This is a genomic window from Shewanella abyssi, assembly GCF_023284025.1.
In the GTDB taxonomy this organism is placed as follows: domain Bacteria; phylum Pseudomonadota; class Gammaproteobacteria; order Enterobacterales; family Shewanellaceae; genus Shewanella; species Shewanella abyssi.
This window is the reverse complement of record NZ_JAKIKR010000050.1, coordinates 14,746-37,393: the sequence shown is the minus strand read 5'-3', so window position 1 is coordinate 37,393 and position 22,648 is coordinate 14,746. Positions and strand designations below refer to the sequence as shown.

Here is a 22,648-nt window from a genome sequence, read left to right as displayed (position 1 = left end):
GAACTCTCGCGCCGCTATTGACTATATAAAGGTATCACTTCCTGCAATCTCGGGCTTGTTCAACACTTGGGATAAGGACGCGGCTGCGCGCGGCCTATCCTTATTCGTTATACGTTTTCAACGCTTACATTGGAGTGGTTGCTAGCAATTTGTTCTATAAATGGCTCCATTCGTCTGTAAGCTCGTTTAGAAAGATCTAACTGATAATCTAAGCTTTTTCTAATTTCAGCGTGTATGTGAATCGCATTTCTAGCCTCATAAAACTCAATGATTTCATCTCTTAACCATTCATCAATTAAACCAAGTTGAAATGTACATTCTGCTTTGCTATCAAACCTAACTTTTGTAATATCGGTACGACCTACTCCTATATAAGTTGGGATTATGCCTTTACCATCATGCTCAAGTTCTTTTTCCAAGACTGCTAATTTATTTGCAGGAATACTAATAACTTTCTTTGCTTGGAATTCTGTTAAAGCAATTACCTTAGGGTGAGATTTAAAATCCTCAAACAATATATGATGAATCACAGCTTCATATATTGATGCGTATGAAAGTACTTGAATTCTAATTTGAGCTCTAAGTAACCATCCATCAGCAGACATCCCTTCTAGTAACTTATAGATATATCTAGCAGACATAAATTCGTCAGCTAACCTATCCTTCAAAGTATCGTCACTGATAATATTAAACCTAGCTTGGTGCCAGTCCCAATCAGCTAGATGACCACCAACATAATTTTCAATTTGTTTTTTAGTATCGTCTTCAAATGCCATGTAGGCTCCATATTAAATTAAACGCATAACGCTTAGATAATGAGCCGATGTTTTATCCTAAAAAAAAGCCCTCGTAAAGGCCTAAACATCGTCTCATTGATCGTCTTGTTGAACTGCCGCGACACCTGTGGTGATTGCTCACTTGCGAGTAGCGAACCAGCTGATTTATTAATCAGTAGACTACCGTAAGTAAAATCATTTATCACCCTCTTTTATAATGATATTTTCCAAGCTAATAACGATCACCCACCACAATGCCACCTGCTAATTGCAGGCAATAATCCTATGCCTATTAATGTCGAGTGCTATTGACCACCGTATGCTTATTGTCCGTTGCGGCTTGTCTCTCTAACTCCTCACAGATCGCACAATCTATCGTTAAACCAAATTTATCCATCACGGCTTGCCAATCAGGCAGACTTGGCGTTTTATATTTTGCTTGCCCTTGACTCAACCTCGCTTGATTTAAGCGGGCTATCTGACTGGGGTGATAGAAGCCGTAATAACGCATACTCTGCTGGTTGGGTAACGGCAGATGACGTAATATTTGCCGTTCAAAGTCGGCAATCTTGTATCGGCTTCGCTCCATCTTTTTAGTCCGGTGATCTCGATATCTGAAATGCACCTGCCCATCTTTAATTTTCAGTATCTGATGGTTTTTAAGGGCGCCGCCACACATGTATCGCGCTAAATATTTTGCCACCCCGAAGCCATGATTATAGGGTTTGCATGCATAAATCTGCCATTTAACCCGGCCAAGTTTATTGAGTAGGTTAATGACAGTTGTGCTTGTCTCAGCATTGGGTAATATCAACTCGCCCTTATTGATCCCCGCCTTTAATTTGGCAATGAGCTTCCCTCTAAACATGCGCTTGACCACTTCAGCTGGCAATAAGCTTTTGCTTCTTGGCTGCTGCCATTTACCTGCATCATCAAGACCACCATGGGTCATTAAACAATGTATATGTGGGTGATCACTTAAATTGCGCCCCCAAGTATGAAGCGCAAGCAAGAAACCAGCTTGAACGCCTAAATGCTGTTTGTCTGCAAACAGTTTCTTTAACGTCTCGGCCACGCTCTTAAATAGCAATCCTTGAAACCAGGCACGATTAAAACGCCAAAGTGGCAGTAGTTCATGGGGGCAAGTAAATATCCAATGGTGATGTTGAGTATCGAGTAATCGAGCTGACCAATCTGCAAGCCACTGCTCTCGCTTCACTGATTGACACTGGGGACAACCTCGATGCCTGCAAGAGTTATAGAACACCCCACAAAGATGACCCTGCTCACAATATTGACCGTGACTACCCATCTTTTGAGTTCGACAACCCGTGATTGCATCAAGGGCTTTGTGTTGATACAGCGGCAGTTTCAACCCAAAGTTATTGGGCGGATATTGAGTGAGAACTTGTTGTAAGGAATATTGCGTCATAGCAATAAATATAGACTACCCTGTACAAAAACACAGTGGTTGTTTTAATGGAAATTGATCGACTATGGGCTTCTCCGGACTCCGTCCGGCAGGTTCAACATTTGTATACACGCCTTGCGCGTTTATCAGGTTAGACCAGCCAACGCGTGCATTAATAAGTAATTAATATATAAGCGATTTTAACGATTATTCCCAAATCACCTGCTGGAAAAACGAGAATAGAGAACTAATTTGCCTCGTATCTCCTGCAAAACGCGCAGACGAATCTCTTATCTCATTGAAGTTACATTACTTTATTTTTTTTAACAATAGCAAATCGTGCAACCAGTACAATTACTCAACTTGATTTTTGAACAATACCAATAATACTGTATATAAATACAGTGCTAGAGGTTGGCTGCAATTATGTCCTCAAGTCCCTTTTTAGAAGCTATTCGACAAGATATCCGTTTACGTGGTTATAGCATCAGAACCGAAAAGTCATACCTATATTGGATTAAGCGTTACATACTTTTTAATCATAAAAGACATCCGTCAGAGCTCGGTGCGCTAGAGGTTAAGTGTTTTCTCAGTTGGCTTACGACCAATGGACATGTCGCAGTCAACACCCAGAAAGTTGCCCTGAATGCCTTAGTATTTCTGTACCATAAATATTTGCACATTGAACTCGGGGATTTGGGTTTTACCCTTGCCAGTAAGCAACGTCGGTTACCAACAGTACTAAGTAAAAAAGAGGTCAGCAAAGTACTATCGCATCTGAAGGGGACTGCTAAATTAATTATTGAAATATTATACGGCAGTGGCTTGCGTGTTAACGAATGTTTAAGGCTGAGGATCCAAGATATCAATCTTGATAACTTCTCCTTGTTAATTAGGGATGGGAAAGGAAATAAAGACCGTCAAACACTATTGAGCCAGAGTAGTGCCAAGCAATTGACTCATTACATAGAAAAAGCGATTGTTCTACAACAAGCAGATAATCTCAATGGTATAGGGCCATCGCTCCCATTTGCGCTTGGTAAAAAATACCCTAATGCTTACCGTCAAACAGCTTGGATGTTTGTATTTCCGTCTCAGAATATTTGCCAGCACCCGCTAACCGGAGTCACTTGTCGTCACCATAGGCATGACAGCACTGTTAGAAAAAAGCTGCAACGGGCTGTGCAACTAGCAAATATAAGTAAAAGAGTAACTTGCCATACTTTTAGGCACTCATTTGCGACCCATTTACTAGAGAAAGGGCGGGACATCCGTACCGTGCAAGAGTTACTAGGGCATAATGATCTCAACACCACTCAGATTTATACTCATGTTTTAGGGCAGCACTATGCGGGAACAAGTAGCCCGATGGATGATCTCTAGTTAATAGCAAGGGCTACTTAGGTACAATTGGCAACAAAAATCCAATAAAAAGCGCGGCACTCGTTGGAGTACCACGCTTTTACGTGAGAGGGCTAATCGCGTCAGTCTAACAACTTGAGCTAACCGTTCACTTTAAAGTTATCGAGCCGTAGCAGCTTTCATGTTGCGAGTAAATTCAGCCAGTGCGCTGAGCAAGTTGGCTTCATTGTCTTTATTTGCATCGATGATTTTGACCACGGCAGAACCTGAAATCACACCTGCTGCGCCGGCATTAATTGCCGCTTTGACTTGCGCAGGTTCTGCAATACCGAAACCAAGTAGTGGCGGCGCGCCATTAAACTCTTTTAAACGCTCAAGAATATCGCTGATCGGCATACCCGCTTTTGACTCTGTACCTGTCACACCAGCACGCGATAATAGGTAGGTATAGCCTTCGCCTTTATCGCTTACCAACTTTAATGTTTCACTGTCGGCATTGGGCGGCGCGATAAAAATCGGTGCCACGCCATGAGCTTTAGCCGATGCAATAAATGGCTCTGCTTCTTCAACAGGCACATCGGCAATCAGTACCGAGTCGACGCCAGCGGCTTGCGCTTTGGCATAAAAAGCATCAATGCCATTGGCGAATACCAGGTTAGCGTATAGCAGTAAGCCAATCGGTAAATCAGGGTACTTTGCCCGGATAGTCGTTAGCATCTCAAAACACTGAGTTGGCGTGGTACCCGCTGCGAGTGAACGCAGATTCGCGCCTTGAATTACTGGGCCATCGGCTAACGGATCAGAAAATGGGAAACCCAGTTCAAGCGCATCTGCACCGCTTTCAACTAGAGTGTCGATGATCTTGAGCGACAGCTCTGGTGAAGGATCGCCTAATGTGACAAAGGGCACGAATGCGCCTTGATTCTTCTTATCAAGGGCTGCAAATGCGGTTTGATAACGATTACTCATTGCCACTCTCCTTCGCTAATTTTTCTTTTTCTTGGGTCTCTAATATATCGGCCACGGTAAAGATATCTTTGTCGCCTCGACCCGAAAGGTTGACCACTAATAGGGTTTCTTTGGTGGCGGCTTTTGCGAGCTTAATGGCGTAGGCAATGGCATGGGCTGATTCCAGTGCTGGAATAATGCCTTCGCTGCGAGCCAGTAACTGGAACGTCTCTAACGCTTCATCATCGGTGGCTGACTCGTACGTTGCACGGCCAGTTGCGGCAAGGTGTGCGTGCTGCGGACCAACGGATGGAAAATCAAGGCCGGCCGACACTGAGTATGACTCTTCAATTTGGCCTTCACTGTCTTGCATTAGTGGGGCTTTCATACCGAAGAAAATGCCGGTTTTACCATGCTTTAATGGTGCGCCATGCATTGGGGTATCAATCCCTTTGCCTGCTGGCTCAACACCGATAAGCGCCACCTCTTCATCATCGATAAAGTCAGCAAACATACCGATGGCATTTGAACCACCACCGACACAAGCGATAACCGCATCGGGTAAACGTCCTTCGCGCTCAAGGATCTGCTTTTTAGTCTCGGCGCCAATCATGCGTTGAAATTCACGCACTATGGTCGGGAACGGATGTGGACCGGCTGCAGTCCCTAATAAGTAGTGCGCCTTTTCATAACTACCAGACCAGTCGCGCATCGCTTCATTACAAGCATCTTTTAGGGTGCCAGAACCTGATGTAACCGGAATTACTTCGGCGCCCATGAGTTTCATTCTGAAGACGTTTGGCGATTGACGTTCAATGTCTTTGGCGCCCATGTAGACTTTGCATTTTAAATTAAGCAGTGCACAGGCAAGGGCTGTCGCTACGCCATGTTGACCCGCGCCGGTTTCGGCGATGATCTCTTTCTTACCCATGCGCTTTGCCAGCAGTGCTTGGCCTAACACCTGGTTAGTCTTGTGCGCGCCGCCGTGGAGCAGGTCTTCACGCTTTAGGTAAATTTTAACCAATGGATTAGGGCTAAGATTTTTAGTTAACGTGAGTGCCGTTGGGCGACCTGCGTAGTTCTTAAGGAGGTCGGTAAACTCTTTTTGAAACGCTTCATCTTCTTGCGCTTCGATAAAGGCGGTTTCTAGCTGCTTGAGGGCTGGCATTAAAATTTGCGGTACGTACATGCCGCCATATTCCCCAAAATAGGGGTTTAACTTACTCATAATCGGTTCCTTTATCTTTCATTTCTTACTGCATGCCAGCGGTGGTGTTGCCAGCGTGCAGAGGGATTCTCATACTAGTACTGACGCAAATACTTAAATGTTTCGGCTATTTTGTGGTGATCTTTAACGCTAGGGCTTTGCTCGAGGCCGCTGTTAAAGTCGAGCCCATAAAAGCCTTGGCTAGCGGCAAGTTTGGCGTTATCCAAGCTTAGGCCTCCCGCTAATATCGCCTTGTTGCGATTGGGGATGGCTTGCTGCCAATCAAAGACCTGTCCGGTGCCGCCAAACTGTCCTTCACTTTTGCTGTCAAATAAGATGCGATCGACATTGCTCGGAGCCTCTAGCTTGGTATCACTACCGTCACATTTAACGGCAACGGCTTTCCAAATTTGGCAATCAGCTTTTAAGGCTGCCAGTGCGCTGCGTAGCGTATCAATTTCAAGTGCGGTTTCTTGTCCATGCAGTTGCACCGCATATAGCCCGAGCTGACTTGCAAGTGATGCGATTATATCGCTAGGCTCGTTTACAAAAACACCCACTAGATTAAGTTTATAACCTGATGTAGCGAGTTGGCTAACAAGGTCGACTGCCTGAGCTTTGGTGACGGCGCGAGGCGATTTTTCAGCGAAGATTAACCCGCCATAAACCGCGCCTTTTTTGGCGACTTCAATCAAATCTTCAATACGGCTTAAACCACAGACTTTATTGTGGCCAAAGGTTAAGGTTCTGCAAGCCAAATCTAAGTCATCTGCTGCCATTAATGAGCTACCGACGAGAAATCCGTCAACCAGCGGCGCCAAACGGCGGACTTGGGCATTATTGTAGATCCCTGACTCGCTAATTACGACGCGATCTGCCGGTATTAGCGGTGCTAACGCTTCTGTAGTGGCTAAATCGGTTGATAAGTCACGTAGGTTACGGTTGTTAATACCAATAATCGCCGCATTCAATGTAATCGCACGTGACAATTCAGCTTCGTTACTCACCTCAGTTAAAATATCTAACTGATACTTGGCCGCTTCGGCAGCCAGCGCTTGATAGCGAACATCGTCGAGTACCGATAACATTAATAATATCGCATCGGCGCCTTGGTGGGCAGCGAGTTTGATCTGGTATTCATCAACGAAAAAGTCTTTGCACAAGATAGGTTGGTGAACACGGGCGCGGACGCGGGGGATGTAGTCCATGTCGCCTTGGAAAAACAGCTCGTCGGTTAATACTGAGATCCCAGCTGCGTAGCGGTCGTAAACATCGGCAATCGCGTCCACATCAAATATGTCTCGAATTAACCCTTTCGATGGACTGGCTTTCTTGCACTCTAAAATAAAGCCCGCATTAGGCGCTTTAAGTGCATCAAACAGGCTGCGGTCTGATTGCTTCGGCATTAAGCCCGCTTCTGGGAAGCGCAGTTTTAATGCCGCAATATGTTCAGGCTTGGTATCAACAATCTTGGTCAATACATTGCTCTCTTTTGCCGTCGCGCTGTTGGCCATTGGGGCTTCTCTTAAATCGGTTTCGTTATCGGTACTGGCACTTATATTAGTATTAGTACTGCTATTAGCACTTTTATTAGGGCTTGTATTAGATAGTTGGCTCACACTAAGCTCCTTTTGCTGCTTGGCTTGCATCAGCGAGCGCTGTCAGCAGTTGATAGGCTTTACCGCTTTCAATGGTGGCTAACGCCAGTGCTGTGCCTGCTTTTGCAGAATCTGCAACACCGGAGATATACAGGGCGCAACCTGCGTTAACAGCTACCGCATTCATGTGCGCCGTTGAGCCTTTACCTTGCAAAATCGCTCGGGTAAATACCGCGTTTTCTTCAGGTGCACCGCCCTCAAGGTCGGTTAACTGCGCAGTTTCTACGCCGAGTTCGCTTGGGGTGAGATAATACTCGGTAATAGTGCCTTCATTGAGCTCATTTACCAAGGTGTTGCCGTGTATCGCAACTTCATCAAGGCCGCTACCGTGAACGACCATAGCGCGTTTTATACCAAGGGCTTTAACGACTTGCGCTATTGGCGCCACCAGTTCTGCGCTATATACACCGAGCAACATAAAGTCTGGCTGCGATGGGTTAATTAACGGCCCAAGCACATTAAATAGGGTGCGAGTTTTAAGTGCTTGGCGAACTGGTACGGCATGGGCGACGCCGCCGTGATAATGCGGCGCAAACAGGAAGCAAAGGCCTAAGTTATCTAAACAATCACGGGCAGTCTCAGGCGCCATGGTCAAATCGATACCGAATTGGGCTAAAAGATCTGATGAGCCAGATTTACTTGAAACGCTGCGATTGCCATGTTTAGCCACTTTTGCGCCAGCGGCTGCGGCAACAAAAGCGGCGGTAGTCGAGATATTGATGGTGTTATGGCCATCACCGCCGGTACCGACAATATCCACAATGCCTTGGGTTACCGTGCTTTCATTGGGTGTTGGAAAGTTTTTTGCGGCGGCTCGTAATGCGTCTGCCGCGCCAGATATTTCATCAATGGTTTCGCCGCGCATTTTCATCGCAACTAACATACCCGCCATGGTGACTTCATTCATTTCGCCTTGAATGATACTGCTAAACAGTTTTTTAGCATCTTGACGACTGAGGCTTTCACCACGATAAAGTGATTCAAGCAGTGGGGCATTGTCCGTAGTTTGGCTCATGACTTTGTTATCCTTTTCCGTCAAGTTTGGCATTGGTTTGAGTTAATGATTGCGCCAGATAGGCTAACGACTGCACTAACAACTGACTGCCAAGCGTGGTGAGTATTGATTCGGGGTGAAATTGAAACCCCACAGCCTTGTCTTGTTGATGAATGATGGCCATCGGCATATCTTCAGTGGTGGCTATCACCTCTAAGCAGTCTGGCACCTGAGTTGCCACTAAACTGTGATAGCGAGCAACGGGCAAAGGTGAGGGCAGGTTGGCAAAGATACCTTTACCCTTGTGTACTGTTGGACTGGCTTTGCCGTGTACCACTTGCTTTGCTCGCTCGACCTTGCCGCCATAATGTTCGATCAGCGCTTGATGCCCTAGGCAAATGCCCAGCATCGGCAGCTTGCCGGCAACTTTGCCAATTAATGCCATCAGTGAACCCGCTTCATGGGGCGCACCAGGGCCTGGCGATAACACCAATGCGGCTGGTTGTGTTTCATTCAGTAACTTGGCTGCGATAAAATCGGCATCGACGTCATTTCTATAAATAACCACTTCATAGCCGAGGCTTCTAAATTGGTCCACTAGGTTATAGGTGAATGAGTCAAAGTTATCGAGTAGATAAATTTTCATAGTCCACCTCCCATCTTGATGGCTGAAATGACGGCTTGGGCCTTTTGTCTTGTTTCATCGGCTTCGGCTTGTGGGTCAGAGTCATACACAACGCCTGCGCCAGCTTGGATATAAGCAGTGCCGTCTTTGACAAAAGCGGAGCGAATAACGATACAGGTATCCATATCACCGAGTCCGTTGAGGTAACCAACTGCGCCGCCATAACTGCCACGACGGGTCTTTTCTGCGCCGCGAATAAGTTGAGCGGCACTGACTTTGGGCGCGCCCGTTAAGGTGCCCATATTCATACACGCTTGATAGGCATGTAAGGCGTCAAGGTCGGTTCGCAGTTGCCCCGTGACTCGGCTGACGAGATGCATAACATGGGAGTAACGGTCAACTTTCAATAGCTCGGGTACTCTTCGAGTGCCACTTTGGCTTATTCTCGCGATATCATTACGTGCCAAGTCGACGAGCATGATGTGCTCAGACAGCTCTTTTTTATCGAGACGCAGCTCCAGCTCATTGCGGCTATCAAGATCAAAATCAATCTCACCATCGGCAGTCTTACCGCGCTTACGCGTACCTGCAATAGGATAGATCTCAACTTGATTGGTACTGGCTTCATATTTAAGTGCGCTTTCAGGTGAGGCGCCAAAGAGGGTGAAACCTTCACCTCTAAAGTAAAACATGTAGGGGCTTGGGTTGGTAAGTCTTAGGGCTCGATACGCACCGAGTGTATTGGGGCAGGGCAAACTAAAGCTACGAGACGGCACCACTTGGAAGATATCACCGGCGATGATGTGCTGCTTTAGATCGTTGACCGTTTGTTTAAACTCACTATCTGAGATATTGACCTGAGTCTCGGCATTGATGGTTTTTAGCTCAGCAACCGGGTCGAGGGATTTACAGGTTTGTTGCAGCTGTGCCATTCGAGTCGCTAGTGTTGCTTGAATGTCTAGCTTGTCTGACGGGCTAGAGGTCTCAAACTGATGGGTGATAATATCGGCAGTTTGCTGTTGATGATCAACAAGTATTAAGGTCTCGGCGAGATAGAATAGATAGTCTGGGCAGCTATTGTTACCTTCTGGCACTTGAGGCAACGGCTCAACCGTATCGATTAGATCGTAGGATAATACGCCGCCCAAAAATAGGTCTTCAAACGCAGGCGTCTCATTACATCGAATATGTTTGACTAGCATTCTTAAACCATCAAGGGGAGAGGTCGACTTTAAGCGAGCATCTTCATCAGTTTGGTTACACTCTTTTTGCAGCTTGACGGTTAACGAGTTTGCCGATGATTCGATAAACTCCGTTGTTGCGAAGTTGCTGCTAAAAAACTGCTTTATAGGGGCAAGCAGGTTTTGGCCGTTTTGAGTAAAGGCCTGAAAACAGAGTTTGTAGCCATCACAGCGGATCTTCATTGCCCCATGGGTCAAAATCATACTTTTAAGGTGGTCTTTGCTCTCAATATCAGCAGACTCAAGCAACATGGTGTGCGGTGCATCGTTGGTAATATGCTGGTATAAGCGCAACGGGTCGTCGTGATAAGCCAGCGCTTCCTTTTGAGTCACCACTTTAGCAATTGTGTTCATTGTCATATCTCTTTTAACGTTATCTTTATAATGAGAAATCAAGAGCCTGCCGCTTGGGGGAACTGTATCTAACGCTATTACTGCCGTTTAGATACAAGAAAGCCCGCAATGTGTGCGGGCTTTCTTGTTGAATCTAGTCTCAAACTGATTGAGCACAGATTTTCACACCACCCGCTAGTTTGGGAAGTGCCACCACCAATTAATGTTTTGGAAAGTTGTAAACTGTGTCATTAAATTATCAATCTAGTTTGTTGTCGTGGCTATATAAAAACATTTGCAGACAAAGGCTGTCAATTGAATATTTCTCTTTTTGAGAAAAGATAATGAAAACGTCAAATATTAGGGCGAATAACGGCGTAGCAACCGCTGTTTTAGCGACGATTTAATGATTTGTTTACCAATTTAATAAACATTGTACCAATGTCGCAGTGAAGAGAAGGGTAAACCTGTGCAGGCGAAGCTGCATATAAAGGCGCAAGCAAAGCAATTTGATTACATTTAGGTTATTTAAATCACCTTTCATTTGTAAACTCACGTATTATATGGGGATGAAAGATGAAAACATTGATGAAATAAAATTGGTTGATCTGCACAGTCATACGACGGCATCAGATGGTCAGCTTACCCCTTCAGAATTAATCGAACGTGCTATCAGTAAAGGCGTGCAAGTGTTTGCCATTACTGACCATGACACCACCGATGGCTTACAAGAAGCACACCAATACAATAAAAACCATGAAACGCCACTGGAGTTAGTCAACGGTGTTGAGATCTCTACCTGTTGGAACAGTTTCGATATTCACATTGTGGCACTCAATATTGATATTGAGAACCCTACAATGGTTGAGTTTTTAGCACATCAACGCGAACTCAGAGCCGTTCGAGCATTTGAGATAGGAGAACGACTGACTAAAGCGGGCATCGAAGGCGCTTATGAAGGTGCTAAGTTCTATGCTGGTGAAGCTGCAATTAGTCGCGGTCATTATGCTCGTTGGTTAGCTGAGCAAGGTTATGCCACGACGACAGCAAATGTATTTAAGAAGTATTTGGCTCGCGGGAAGACAGGTTACGCACCTAATAATTGGGGGGATATGGCCAGTGCTATTGCCATTATCCATCAGGCGGGCGGCGTAGCCGTCTTAGCTCATCCAAGTGGCTATAAATTATCAGCTAAATGGCTAAAGCGCTTAGTGCGTGAATTTAAAGCAGCCAATGGCGACGCCATTGAAGTGGTATTGGGTCAGCAGACAATTGATGATCGCAGTAACTTAATTGCGTTAAGTGTACTCAATAACCTGATGTGCTCACTAGGGAGTGATTTTCATTTTCCCGGAAGCTGGATAGAGCTGGGCAAAAATATGTTCCAACCCCAAGGTGTCAATTGGGTTTGGCAGTCAGAAAAATGGAAGGAAGCACCATGAGTCAGTTTTTTTATGTGCATGAGGAAAATCCTCAAGCACGTTTAATCAGTCAAGCCGTTAACGTGATTCAAAAGGGCGGTGTCATTGTCTATCCAACAGATTCAGGCTACGCGCTGGGCTGCTTGTTAGGCGATAAAGATGCAATGAGTAGAATTGCACGTATTAGACAAATTGATAACGACCATAATTTTTCAATAATGTGTCGTGATCAGTCTGAGCTAGCAACCTATGCTCGGGTTGATAATCAAGCGTATCGTGTACTAAAGCATAATACGCCAGGGCCTTATACGTTTATCTTTAAAGCATCAAAAGAGGTGCCTAAACGGCTACAAAATCCGAAGAAGAAAACGATAGGTATTCGCGTACCTGACAATGTCATTGCGTTGGCATTATTAGAAGCGCTCGATGCACCTTTGATGTCGACCAGTTTAATCTTGCCTGGTGAAGAGTTTACCGAGTCAGATCCTGAGCATATTCGTGACATTCTTGAGCATCAGGTCGACTTGATTATCCATGGTGGATACCTAGGTGAAAAGCCAACGACTGTCATTGATATGTCAGAAGGTGACATTGACATTATCCGCGAAGGCGCTGGAGATGTGACCCCATTCCGATAAGCTGTACTCTTCGGTGACTTAAGGCGAGTATCGCTTTAAACCATAGTGATTTACGGGTATAATCGCGCGTTTGCGAATTAAGAGTGGGTGTGACGGATGGAGGCAATTGCACAAAAATTACCTTTAGCCGTGGTGCGAGGTGAGCCTGTAAAGGTGATGCCGAAGGATCTTTTTATTCCGCCCGAAGCGTTAGAGGTATTTCTTGAGTCCTTTGAAGGGCCGTTAGATCTGTTGTTATACCTCATTCGTAAACAAAAACTCGATGTGGTTGATCTGCCTATATTTGCGATAACGCAACAATATTTAGAGTATGTGGATCTGCTACAAGGTGCCAAAGTCGAGTTGGCGGCGGATTATTTGGTGATGGCTGCGACATTAGCTGAGATTAAGTCTCGGTTATTATTGCCAAAACCAGATGTTGAACTGAGGGAAGAAGATGATCCTCGTGCCCAGCTAATACGCCAATTAAAAGCCTATGAAGTGATAAAAGACGCGCAAGAAAAGTTAGATGTGCTGCCGAGAATGGAGCGCGACTTTTTTCAAGCAAAAGCGGTTCCAGCAGCCAATATAAAGCCTGAGTTATTGCCTCCAGAAGTGTCACTCACAGACGTTGCACGTGCGTTTTCTTCGGTGCTTAAGCGCATAGAAGCGACTGAAAACCATCATGTTGTTCGAGAGGTGTTATCGACTCGAGAACGTATGACGCAAATTTTGGCAAAACTGAATGCACAAACCTATCTGCCTTTCGAAGCTTTATTTGATGTCGAAGAGGGTCGGAGTGGCGTCGTGGTGAGCTTCTTGGCGTTAATGGAATTAGTGAAAGAATTGTTGGTTGAACTGGTTCAAGCTGAACCTTTTTCGACTATACATGTTAGAGCGTACTAAGGATCGACTTCGTTGGCACAGATTAATCCAGAGCAGCTAAAGCAGTTAATAGAAGCGAGTCTTTTCGTATTGGCCAAGCCGATGACGATAAAAGCGCTTAAAGAAACCGTACTTGCAGAGTTTAGTGTTTCTAGGGCGAAGATAAAGGCGTCTATTGATGAGCTGCAGCTCGATTATGAAGGGCGCGGAGTACAGTTAGTTAAGGTTGCAGGAGGGTATAGATTTCAAACTCTCGCAGAGCTAAGCCCGTACTTGCAACCATTGTGGCAAGAGAAGGCGCCTAAGTATTCTCGTGCAACCCTAGAAACATTGGCCGTTATTGCCTATCGACAACCTGTTACCCGTGGTGACATTGAGTTTGTTCGAGGTGTGGCGATTAGCAGCCATATCATTAAGAGTTTAAACGATAGGAACTGGATTAAAGTTGTGGGTCATAAAGAGGTGCCGGGAAGACCAGCGCTTTATGCCACAACAACAGAGTTTCTTTCATATTTCGGTTTGGACAGCATCACGGAACTCCCGTCGTTGTCAGATCCCGAATCATTGGACGCACTTTTCTCGACAGTGAAAAGTGTTGCCGAAAAAACAGAAGAGTCTACTAATGAGTGAAAAATTGCAGAAAGTCTTGGCCCGAGCAGGCCATGGCTCCCGTCGTGAGATGGAGGTATGGATTGCTGCAGGCCGAATTAGTGTTGACGGTGAAATAGCAAGCCTTGGTGATCGCATTGAATCGGATGTCAAAGTGCGCATTGATGGCCGTACCATTTCTATAAGATCTGAAGCTGATGTGATTTGCCGCGTTATTGCTTATCACAAGCCAGAAGGTGAAATTTGTAGCCGTAAAGACCCTGAAGGTCGCCCTACGGTTTTCGATCGTTTACCAAAAACTCGCGATTCACGCTGGGTTGCGGTTGGACGTTTGGATATTAACACCTCTGGTTTATTACTATTTACCTCTGACGGTGAGTTAGCTAACCGTCTTATGCACCCATCAAATGAAGTCGAGCGTGAATACGCCGTACGTACGTTTGGTGAAGTTAACGATGCTTGCATCCAGCGTTTACGCAAGGGTGTTACCTTGGAAGATGGTCCTGCTAGTTTTGATAAAGTCAAAGCGGCTGGCGGCGAAGGCATGAACAAGTGGTGGCACGTCAGCTTAGCTGAAGGCCGCAACCGCGAAGTGCGCCGTTTATGGGAATCTCAAGAGGTTCAGGTCAGCAGACTTATCCGAATTCGCTACGGCATGATTGAGTTACCTAAATCTCTGCCACGTGGTGGTTGGATTGAGTTACCGATGGAAGAGGTTAACTATTTGCGTAAAACAGCGGGGATGGAAGATGAAACTCGCAGCATGCTAGGCACTGATAAACACAGTGTCGCTCGTGCGAAAGTACGTGGTGCCAAGATCCGTCGTGCAGTGAAAAAGCATAAATCTACGGCAACAGCGAATAAACCTACCCGCAGCCGCTCGTAAATAGCGACTGTGATTGGGATTAAAAAGGCCGCTATTTTAGCGGCTTTTTTGTTGGTCTTATTCTTGGATTAGCGCTCAGCGATTACTGCGCGTTAAACTGTTGACCATTAATGTCGTTTGAGTCTTTGCCCATCAAATACAGATAGGTTGGCATGATCTCTTCAGGCTTTTTAAGTGATTGCGGATTTTCAGCAGGATAGGCATTTGCACGCATACCGGTGCGAGTCGCACCTGGATTAATACTGTTGGTACGAATGTTACTACCTTCATATTCATGGGCGATTGCTTGCATCATGCCCTCGGTCGCAAATTTCGACATGGCATACTCTCCCCAAAACGAACGGGCTTGGCGGCCAACACTGCTTGAGGTGAAGATAAGCGACGCGCTGGCAGATTTTCCCATGACAGGTAGCAAGGCCTTCGTTAACATAATCTCAGCAATTACATTAACTTTAAACACCTCTTCGACCGAGCTCATGCTGATATGTTCAAACGGACCTAGCACGCCTAACATGCTGGCGTTATGTAGTAATCCATCTAATTGGCCGAATTGCTCTTCAATGGTTTCAGCCATATCGAGGTAGTTTTGCTCGGTGGCGCCTTTCAAATCGAGTGGCACAATAGCAGGTTTTGGGTAACCAGCCTGTTCAATCTGGTCATATACTGCTTCTAGTTTTTTTACCGTCTTACCTAACAGAATGACCGTGGCACCATGCTGCGCGTATGTTAGCGCCGCTGTTTTTCCGATGCCGTCACCGGCACCTGTGACCAATATAACTTTGCCATTAAGTAAATCTTTTGCAGCTTGATATTCCAACATGAGTTAATACTTCCTCTGAGCTCAAACGCCCGTCACTTCTAGAGTCGCCGATATGATAAACAGCTGTTTAAAACAAACGATTAATTATTACTCGATTATTCGCTAATCGTTTGTGACAAAAATGTAGCTAAGTCAATACTTTTACGTTAACTTGAGTTGAGTTAAGGGCTAACAATAAGCCCTATTGGTCATACGTTGCTGACTATTGTGACCAATTTCCTAGTAAAAACAAAATTATTACAACAAGATTTGGGGAAAAAAGATGAAAAAGCTCTTTTTGGGTGTCGCAATCACATCTGCATTGGGTCTCACTGCTTGTAGTGAAGACAGTTATAACGAATTAGTTGATAAAACGGAACCATTGGTCCCTCAGTCTGTCATCGTTTTCGATCCGGCTAACGGTGAATTACCATTACCTAACGATATCCTTTTTAGTGGTACCACTGACGGTACCATCAATATCCCACAAGATGACGATCCAACCAAGCCAAGCGAAGCCAATGGCGATTATAGTGATCCAATGATAGCCTTGGGTGCACTGGATGGTTGGTCTACCACAGCGCCAATCTCTATTGTAGTGGCACCAGCGACGGACAGTGACGGTACCGTATTGACCTTAAGTAAAACATCGGTCGCACAAGCTGGTGCGGTAAGAATGTTCGAAGCGACAGTGGGCGGTTCACTTTCTTCCGATCCAGAATGTACCAGCGCGCCAGATATTTCAGCCTGTAAAATCGGTGCGGAACTGCAGTATGGTGTCGACTTCATATCGACAACTTCAGGTAATAAAATTGTTATCGTGCCGCTTAAGCCTCTTAAAGCGAAGCAGTCTTACGTCTATGCCACTACCAACTTGATACAAGATTCAGCAGGACGTGCAATCGCATCTTCATCTACCTACATATTGCTTAAGTTAGACATTGAAACTAAGCCACTGGAAACGCCAAAGCAGTTACTTTTGCAAGCCGCGGTTAACAGTTACGAGAAGGGCATGGCGGCAGCGGGCGGCCCGGATGCTGAATCCGTTAGTTATTCAGGACTGTTTACCACGCAATCTATTGCTGATGTTTATGAAGTGTCTAAACTATTAATTGCGGGCCAGCCAGATTATATGCCTGAGTTTTTAGCTTTGCCTACTGACAGTGGTGTTACATTAGCAGACAAGCTAGGTTTGCCGCCAGAGCACCCAGCCTATAGTGGTGCGAGCAAGGTTAACATTTGGACTGCAGCTCTAAAACTGCCGGTATACAGTGAATGCTCATCAACAAACTGTTTGGATGCGGAAGGCAATTTTTCAATCAATGGCTGGTGGACAGCGGCTTTCGATAGCCCAGTGTCAGTACTTATAGCATTGCAAGCGGGCACGCTGAGCCAAGAGAACTACTTTACCCAAGCAACAGTGCATGGCATCGAAGATCCGGTTGCTGCATTGAGCGATCCAGCGCAACTGGCTGGCAAGCTATGGTTCTTGGATGACGGCACGGCTGCTGATAAGGCAAGGCATCTAACCAAATATAACCCAATCCCACAGATAAAGGGCTATGAAACAGTTCCGGTGCTTATGACTGTTCCAAACGCAGTGCCTGCTCCAGCTACAGGTTGGCCAACAACCATCGCTTTGCATGGTTTAGGTGGTGGTAAGGAGATGGCGTTTGCCTATGCTGGTACCTATGGAGAGCTTGGCGTTGCCACTGTTGCTATCGATATGCCACTTCATGGGGCGCGCTCATTTGATGTTAATAAAGATGGTGTTTATGAAGTATCTGCAACGGATGAAAGTTTTGGTAATGTTGTGGGCACACCTGAAGCCTTTGTAAATGGTAATCCTTTAGCGTTTATTAATATCGCTAGTACGTTGACGGTACGTGATAACTTCCGCCAAGCCACCTTTGACCATTTGGCCCTTCGCGCTGCATTGACCGGCTACGCTGCTAAACTGCAGGGTTATGGTATGGATCAGGTATTTGATAATAATCAGATTAGTGCACAAGGTTTGAGCCTCGGCGCAATCGTCGGTACTGATTTTGCCACTTACGCAAGTACGGGTTTAACGCATCCAACGGGTGATGATCGCAGCTATGTGTATAAGTTAAATGCAGCATCGTTAGTCGCGCCTACTGGCGGTTTTGCGGGCACTTTCATTGGCTCTGCCACCTTTGGTCCAATGTTGTTTGACAACATTATTACCAGCGACACCTTTATGGCACTGGTTGAAGAAGCGAATAAAGATCTTGGTTATGAACCCGGTACGCCGGAATACGATGCATTAGTTAAAATGGTATATGATGCATTTTTACCGACCTTTGCTTTTGCGGTTCAAACGGCAGTTGACAGTGCTGACCCAATTAACCATGCCGCAATGCTTAAAGCGACGGGCTTGCCACTACACTTGATTGAAATCGTCGGTGATGGCGCAAACAGCTTGCCGGATCAAACATTGCCTAACGACGTTAAGGGCTATCCGCTGTCGGGTACCGAGCCATTAATTGAAAACCTTGGCCTTGAGTGTGTTGATTCAACCAATGTTGGTTCTGGTGTGGTTCGATTTACTAAAGGCCACCATAGCTCTCTTGTCTCTCCGTCACCTGTTGAAGGTGTTACTGATGGCCTAGAAGATGTGGTGACTGTTGAGATGCAGACTCAAGCAGCATTTTTCTCTTATAGTGCTGGTTTACCGGATGCAGTGAGCCCGACTATCTATCTTGGTTTAGTCGTCGGACCCGATGCAGCAGCAGCGGTAGTGCAACCTTGCATGTAAAATAGATTGATTTTTAATCAAAAAAACCCAGCTTATGCTGGGTTTTTTATTGGCATTTTTTATTGGCATTTTTTATTGCTTAAAGGCTGTTAGAATAGCGGCAATTAACAAAATCAAAAAATCGATTGGGCTGGAGAGTATTTTGGAATTTCTGTACGAGTACGGGTTGTTTTTTGCAAAAGCGGTAACGATTGTAGTATCGATTCTGGCTGTTGTGATCGTGGTGTTGGCATCAACGATTAAGCATAAAACAGACAAGGGTGAACTCAAAATAACCAATATCAGCGATGACTTAAAATCGTTGAAGCATGACCTTAAAGAAGAACTGCTGTCTAAAAAAGCATTTAAGGCCTATGAGAAGCAGGTAAAGGCTGACGAGAAAGCGCAAGAGAAAGCACAAAAAGACAATAAAGAGCCTGAACTTGAACCTAAAGTCTATGTTATCGATTTTAAAGGTAGCATCGATGCCAGTGAAGTTGCGTCACTGCGTGAAGAGATCACTGCTATTTTGACCATTGCAGATAAAGGTGATGAAGTTATCGTCAATGTTGAAAGTGGCGGCGGTATGGTACATGGTTATGGACTTGCCTCCAGCCAGCTTGACCGTTTGAGACAAGCTGAAATTCCATTATCTATTTGTGTCGATAAAGTAGCTGCCAGTGGTGGTTATATGATGGCGTGTGTGGCTAATAAGGTCTACGCGGCTCCTTTCGCTATTGTCGGCTCTATTGGTGTGGTAGCTCAGGTGCCTAACTTTAATCGTCTGCTTAAAAAGCATGATATTGATTACGAGCAGCATACGGCAGGGGACTTCAAACGCACACTGACCATTTTTGGTGAGAATACTGATGAAGGACGTGAAAAGTTTCAAAAAGAGCTTGAGGAGACGCATGTGTTGTTTAAAGCATTTATCTCTAAGTATCGTCCAGAGCTTGATATTGAAAAAGTCGCTACAGGCGAGCATTGGTATGGCCAGCAAGCCATTGAACTTGGCTTAATCGATGAAATTGCCACCAGTGATGATGTCATTATGAAGCTCGCCAATGAGCGCACTGTCGTGAAGGTGACTTACCAGCTGAAGAAAAAACTTGCAGATAAAATTGCTCATGGCGCCTCGCTATCGTTTAATGCAATTTTTAATAAATTTGCAGAGAAAGATCAGCCGCACAAGTAAGCCGCGCTCATCGTTAATAGAGAAAACCTGCAGATGCAGGTTTTTTTGTCACTCATTTTACTTTAAGACTATTAATTCGTATTTAGATCCGCTAAAAATAGAGTTAACCAATCATTATATTAGTCGAGTGGAATGCACCAGAACTGCAGTTATAAACCTCATCTGATGGTTGGCGATCAATCCTACCCCGCGTATGAATTGCGCAATTTAGTTAACTACTTAAAAAAGCACTTTGGCAGCTCTGCTGCAGCGCAATTGTGCCAAGATATCGGCGTGGGAGAAACAGAGCTGGCACACAGCCATTTTGTCTATGTATGGCAAGTCGATTATGCAATGACTTATTTACAAAATATCAGTAACGATGCTGAAGTTGGAGTAAAAGCAGCGAGTGATTACAAAGTTACTGATTTGGGTTTCTTACTTGGCCATTTAGCGAGGTTTAATACTCTCGGTGAATGTCTTGAATTTGTTATCGCACATCCCGAATTGGTCGGAAGCTTTTCTGATACATTCCTGAGAAATGAGGAGGGTGTTTTGAAAGTAAGATGGCTTAATACGACTAAGTTGGAGACCGATAAATACAGTTGTCAGTTTCAGCACAGTATTGGTTCGCTTATGACCTTTGCCGAAGAGCTGACGGGCGAAAAGGTTCCAGCCAAAGACATTATATTAGCCGAGCCCAAGCGACAAACTGAATTTCTAGCGTCTCGCACTGGGGCGAATATCCACTTTGATGGAGAGTTTTTTGAGTGGTCTATAGAGCACAAATTCTTAAGCCTACCGATAACCTTTTCATTTAAAGATGTCGAGTTAACGGCAGATATAGAGCGCGCTCAGTCTTATATTACCGACGTTCTTACTATATTAAGAGAATGCGCGCCTCAATTACCAAGTATGGAGTCGATGGCGGTAACGCAAGAGATTAGTACTCGTACACTGAGACGCCGACTTTTAGCTGCTGGCACTAATTACCAAAAACTGATTGATCAGGTTAGGTGCCAAATGGCGGTGAATCTTATTTTATCCAGTGAACACTCTATTGAAGCTATCTCCGACTTAATGGGTTTTGGTGATGTTAGCCACTTTAGACAGAGTTTTAAGCACTGGATTGGCCATCCTCCGGGCCATTTTCATCGCTTACATAAGGGGGCTGATAAGGCGACTAATTTAGATTAAGCGCTTACTTAGTGGTGGCAACTGCCAAGTTCGGGTGCCATAGCATCAATCCAGTCTTTAATCACGGTCACGGCTTCAGTGTGAGTAATGGCTCTTGCTATATGGATGAAGCATTCGCTTTCGATTACTCCTAATTCCTTGCTCCTTACTTAGTGGTGGCAACTGCCAAGTTCGGGCGCCATAGCATCAATCCAGTCCTTAATCACGGTCACGGCTTCAGTGTGGGCAATGGCTCTTCCGATATGGATGAAGCATTCGCTTTCGATTACTCCTTACTCCTTACTCCTTACTCCTTACTCCTTACTTAGTGGTGGCAACTGCTAAGTTCGGGCGCCATAGCATCAATCCAGTCCTTAATCACGGTCACGGCTTCAGTGTGGGCAATGGCTCTTGCTATATGGTGGAGCATTCGCATTCGATTACTCCTAACTCCTAACTCCTTGCTCCTTACTTAGTGGTGGCAACTGCCCAGTTCTGGTGCCATAGCATCAATCCAGTCCTTAATCACGGTCACGGCTTCTGTGTGGGCAATGGCTCTCCCAATGGGCGGCATTCTATCTTTGGGCTCATTAAGCTGTTGGCGATAAACCAAAATAGAGTGCTCTCCATCGCTAGGAATAATGTCGTAAGACAAGCCTTTGGCACCGCCATCCCAGCCAGGGGGTTGCTTACAAATACCGTATTGATAGCTAGTATGGTCGACATAAAAACCAAGGCGCAGTCCTGAAATGCTGGCAAAGCCGTCGGGGTTGTGACAGTGGGCGCAGTTGATATCCAAATAGCCTTTTGCCCTCGTTGTCAGTGAAGCGCCTTGGTCAAGTATGTCAGCGGTTTTGCCAACGTCCCTAAGGTTAGGTAATCCTGAGAGCATATTAAGTTGTTGCCAAAGTTGTAGTTGATTGGTGGACTGGCCTTGATGATTAATATCGAGATTGAGCAGATGCGCTTTAATCCCTATCGGGCGAATACGCACCGTTTGGGTGTCACTGGCAAAGGTTGATTGATGACATATTTTACATTCTGCGCGACTGGGAACGTGATAATCGAAAGTTTCTTGGCGACCTTGATGGTTCAAACTGTGGGGAATATCCCTGCCCGCTTGTTGTAGTGTTGCGACGCTGTTTTTCCAAATGTAGGGCAGAGTGGTCCAGCCCGCTTCTCTATGGATCAGTAATCGAGTTTCAATGAGCACTTCATTACTTGCGCCAAGCACTTGTGTATCGAAGGGTAATGAGAACGTTTTGACAAGAACAGTGCCTATTGGGATCTCGAAGGTGTTACTTGAGTGATAAGCTATTTTCTCCCCTGGAGGAACAAATATGAAGCGGTGTTTACTGGCATAGTTGGAAAATAATTGAGTCGAAAGTTGATAGCCGATCCCCGGCGCGATAGGGTCGATAGTCGGAATGCTAGAGTCTATAAATAGTCCATATTGTGACAACTCCTGGCAATCTTCAGCCATTAAGGCATCCCAGTTTACCTCACTGGTCGTGGCGTCACATGCTGACTGCGATGGAGCTGGGTCTGTTGTTGGTTCAGTGGGGGATAGTGGGGCTTCTTCGCTAGCGAGCTCTTTTGTGTCGCTGGAATCGCCACAGGCGCTGAGAAGTAGCATTAGACAGAGGATAACTAGATTATGCATAAGTCACCTAGACAGTAGTTTATTTTTGAGTGTTGAGTGTTGAGTATTGAGTATTTTGTATTGAGAATTAAGTGGTAATAAAAAAAGGCCGGGAACATCCCGGCC

At 45.4% G+C, this 22,648-nt stretch carries 19 protein-coding genes and 1 other annotated feature; of the genes, 9 read left to right on the top strand and 10 right to left on the bottom strand.

What is annotated here, in order from left to right; genetic code table 11:
• Nucleotides 1-107: 107 nt before the first annotated feature.
• Nucleotides 108-776 (bottom strand): hypothetical protein, encoded by a 669-nt coding sequence (locus tag L2755_RS17780; RefSeq protein WP_248982019.1) that lies wholly within the window; start codon nucleotides 774-776, stop codon nucleotides 108-110.
• A gap of 292 nt (nucleotides 777-1,068) precedes the next feature.
• Nucleotides 1,069-2,208, bottom strand: coding sequence for an IS91 family transposase (locus L2755_RS17775; protein WP_248982018.1), 1,140 nt, complete (start codon nucleotides 2,206-2,208; stop codon nucleotides 1,069-1,071).
• Nucleotides 2,209-2,610: 402 nt separating this feature from the next.
• Between L2755_RS17775 and L2755_RS17770 the strand changes: the two genes are divergently transcribed.
• Nucleotides 2,611-3,570, top strand: coding sequence for an integron integrase (locus L2755_RS17770; RefSeq protein WP_346348103.1), 960 nt, complete (start codon nucleotides 2,611-2,613; stop codon nucleotides 3,568-3,570).
• A 138-nt stretch (nucleotides 3,571-3,708) separates the two neighbouring features.
• Here the strand turns inward: L2755_RS17770 and trpA are convergent, their stop codons facing one another.
• The 6 genes from trpA to L2755_RS17740 form a co-directional block, all read right to left on the bottom strand.
• On the bottom strand, nucleotides 3,709-4,518 hold the full coding sequence (trpA, locus tag L2755_RS17765) for a tryptophan synthase subunit alpha (protein ID WP_248982016.1): 810 nt from the start codon (nucleotides 4,516-4,518) through the stop codon (nucleotides 3,709-3,711).
• On the bottom strand, nucleotides 4,511-5,725 hold the full coding sequence (trpB, locus tag L2755_RS17760; RefSeq protein WP_248982015.1) for a tryptophan synthase subunit beta: 1,215 nt from the start codon (nucleotides 5,723-5,725) through the stop codon (nucleotides 4,511-4,513). The genes trpA and trpB overlap by 8 nt, the downstream gene beginning before the upstream one ends.
• 74 nt (nucleotides 5,726-5,799) lie before the next feature.
• Nucleotides 5,800-7,218, bottom strand: coding sequence for a bifunctional indole-3-glycerol-phosphate synthase TrpC/phosphoribosylanthranilate isomerase TrpF (gene trpCF, locus L2755_RS17755; protein WP_248982021.1), 1,419 nt, complete (start codon nucleotides 7,216-7,218; stop codon nucleotides 5,800-5,802).
• A gap of 106 nt (nucleotides 7,219-7,324) precedes the next feature.
• A complete protein-coding gene (gene trpD / locus L2755_RS17750) occupies nucleotides 7,325-8,377 on the bottom strand; it encodes an anthranilate phosphoribosyltransferase (protein WP_248982014.1) in 1,053 nt (350 codons plus the stop codon).
• Nucleotides 8,378-8,384: 7 nt separating this feature from the next.
• The gene (locus L2755_RS17745; RefSeq protein ID WP_248982013.1) at nucleotides 8,385-9,002 is read right to left on the bottom strand and encodes an aminodeoxychorismate/anthranilate synthase component II; all 618 of its coding nucleotides are present in this window, start codon (nucleotides 9,000-9,002) and stop codon (nucleotides 8,385-8,387) included.
• A complete protein-coding gene (locus tag L2755_RS17740) occupies nucleotides 8,999-10,582 on the bottom strand; it encodes an anthranilate synthase component 1 (RefSeq protein ID WP_248982012.1) in 1,584 nt (527 codons plus the stop codon). Before L2755_RS17740 ends, L2755_RS17745 begins: the two co-directional genes overlap by 4 nt.
• An 87-nt stretch (nucleotides 10,583-10,669) precedes the next feature.
• Nucleotides 10,670-10,780: a sequence feature (Trp leader region), on the bottom strand.
• A gap of 338 nt (nucleotides 10,781-11,118) precedes the next feature.
• Here L2755_RS17740 and rnm point away from each other — a divergent pair.
• The 5 genes from rnm (at nucleotide 11,119) to rluB (ending at nucleotide 14,973) form a co-directional block, all read left to right on the top strand.
• Nucleotides 11,119-11,997 carry an RNase RNM gene (gene rnm, locus L2755_RS17735; RefSeq protein ID WP_428847812.1) on the top strand — a complete coding sequence of 293 codons (879 nt, stop codon included), beginning with the start codon at nucleotides 11,119-11,121 and terminating at the stop codon, nucleotides 11,995-11,997.
• Nucleotides 11,994-12,614 (top strand): L-threonylcarbamoyladenylate synthase, encoded by a 621-nt coding sequence (locus L2755_RS17730; RefSeq protein ID WP_248982010.1) that lies wholly within the window; start codon nucleotides 11,994-11,996, stop codon nucleotides 12,612-12,614. Before rnm ends, L2755_RS17730 begins: the two co-directional genes overlap by 4 nt.
• A 96-nt stretch (nucleotides 12,615-12,710) precedes the next feature.
• Nucleotides 12,711-13,499: a segregation and condensation protein A gene (locus tag L2755_RS17725; RefSeq protein ID WP_248982009.1), complete on the top strand. Its 789-nt coding sequence runs from the start codon at nucleotides 12,711-12,713 to the stop codon at nucleotides 13,497-13,499.
• 12 nt (nucleotides 13,500-13,511) lie between these two features.
• Complete coding sequence (scpB, locus tag L2755_RS17720; RefSeq protein ID WP_248982008.1) at nucleotides 13,512-14,108, top strand: SMC-Scp complex subunit ScpB; 597 nt, start codon at nucleotides 13,512-13,514, stop codon at nucleotides 14,106-14,108.
• Nucleotides 14,101-14,973, top strand: coding sequence for a 23S rRNA pseudouridine(2605) synthase RluB (gene rluB / locus L2755_RS17715; RefSeq protein ID WP_248982007.1), 873 nt, complete (start codon nucleotides 14,101-14,103; stop codon nucleotides 14,971-14,973). The genes scpB and rluB overlap by 8 nt, the downstream gene beginning before the upstream one ends.
• Before the next feature lie 82 nt (nucleotides 14,974-15,055).
• Here rluB and L2755_RS17710 read toward each other — a convergent pair whose 3' ends face one another.
• Nucleotides 15,056-15,793 carry a YciK family oxidoreductase gene (locus L2755_RS17710; protein ID WP_248982006.1) on the bottom strand — a complete coding sequence of 246 codons (738 nt, stop codon included), beginning with the start codon at nucleotides 15,791-15,793 and terminating at the stop codon, nucleotides 15,056-15,058.
• A gap of 262 nt (nucleotides 15,794-16,055) precedes the next feature.
• Between L2755_RS17710 and L2755_RS17705 the strand changes: the two genes are divergently transcribed.
• From L2755_RS17705 to L2755_RS17695, 3 genes are all read left to right on the top strand, one after another.
• Nucleotides 16,056-18,551 (top strand): VolA/Pla-1 family phospholipase, encoded by a 2,496-nt coding sequence (locus tag L2755_RS17705; protein ID WP_248982005.1) that lies wholly within the window; start codon nucleotides 16,056-16,058, stop codon nucleotides 18,549-18,551.
• Between the two features lie 142 nt (nucleotides 18,552-18,693).
• Nucleotides 18,694-19,725 carry a protease SohB gene (sohB, locus tag L2755_RS17700; protein ID WP_248982004.1) on the top strand — a complete coding sequence of 344 codons (1,032 nt, stop codon included), beginning with the start codon at nucleotides 18,694-18,696 and terminating at the stop codon, nucleotides 19,723-19,725.
• 132 nt (nucleotides 19,726-19,857) lie between these two features.
• Nucleotides 19,858-20,901, top strand: coding sequence for a helix-turn-helix domain-containing protein (locus L2755_RS17695; RefSeq protein WP_248982003.1), 1,044 nt, complete (start codon nucleotides 19,858-19,860; stop codon nucleotides 20,899-20,901).
• 451 nt (nucleotides 20,902-21,352) lie between these two features.
• On the opposite strand, the gene L2755_RS17690 is transcribed toward L2755_RS17695, so the two are convergent.
• Complete coding sequence (locus tag L2755_RS17690; RefSeq protein ID WP_248982002.1) at nucleotides 21,353-22,543, bottom strand: SO2930 family diheme c-type cytochrome; 1,191 nt, start codon at nucleotides 22,541-22,543, stop codon at nucleotides 21,353-21,355.
• Nucleotides 22,544-22,648 lie beyond the last annotated feature (105 nt).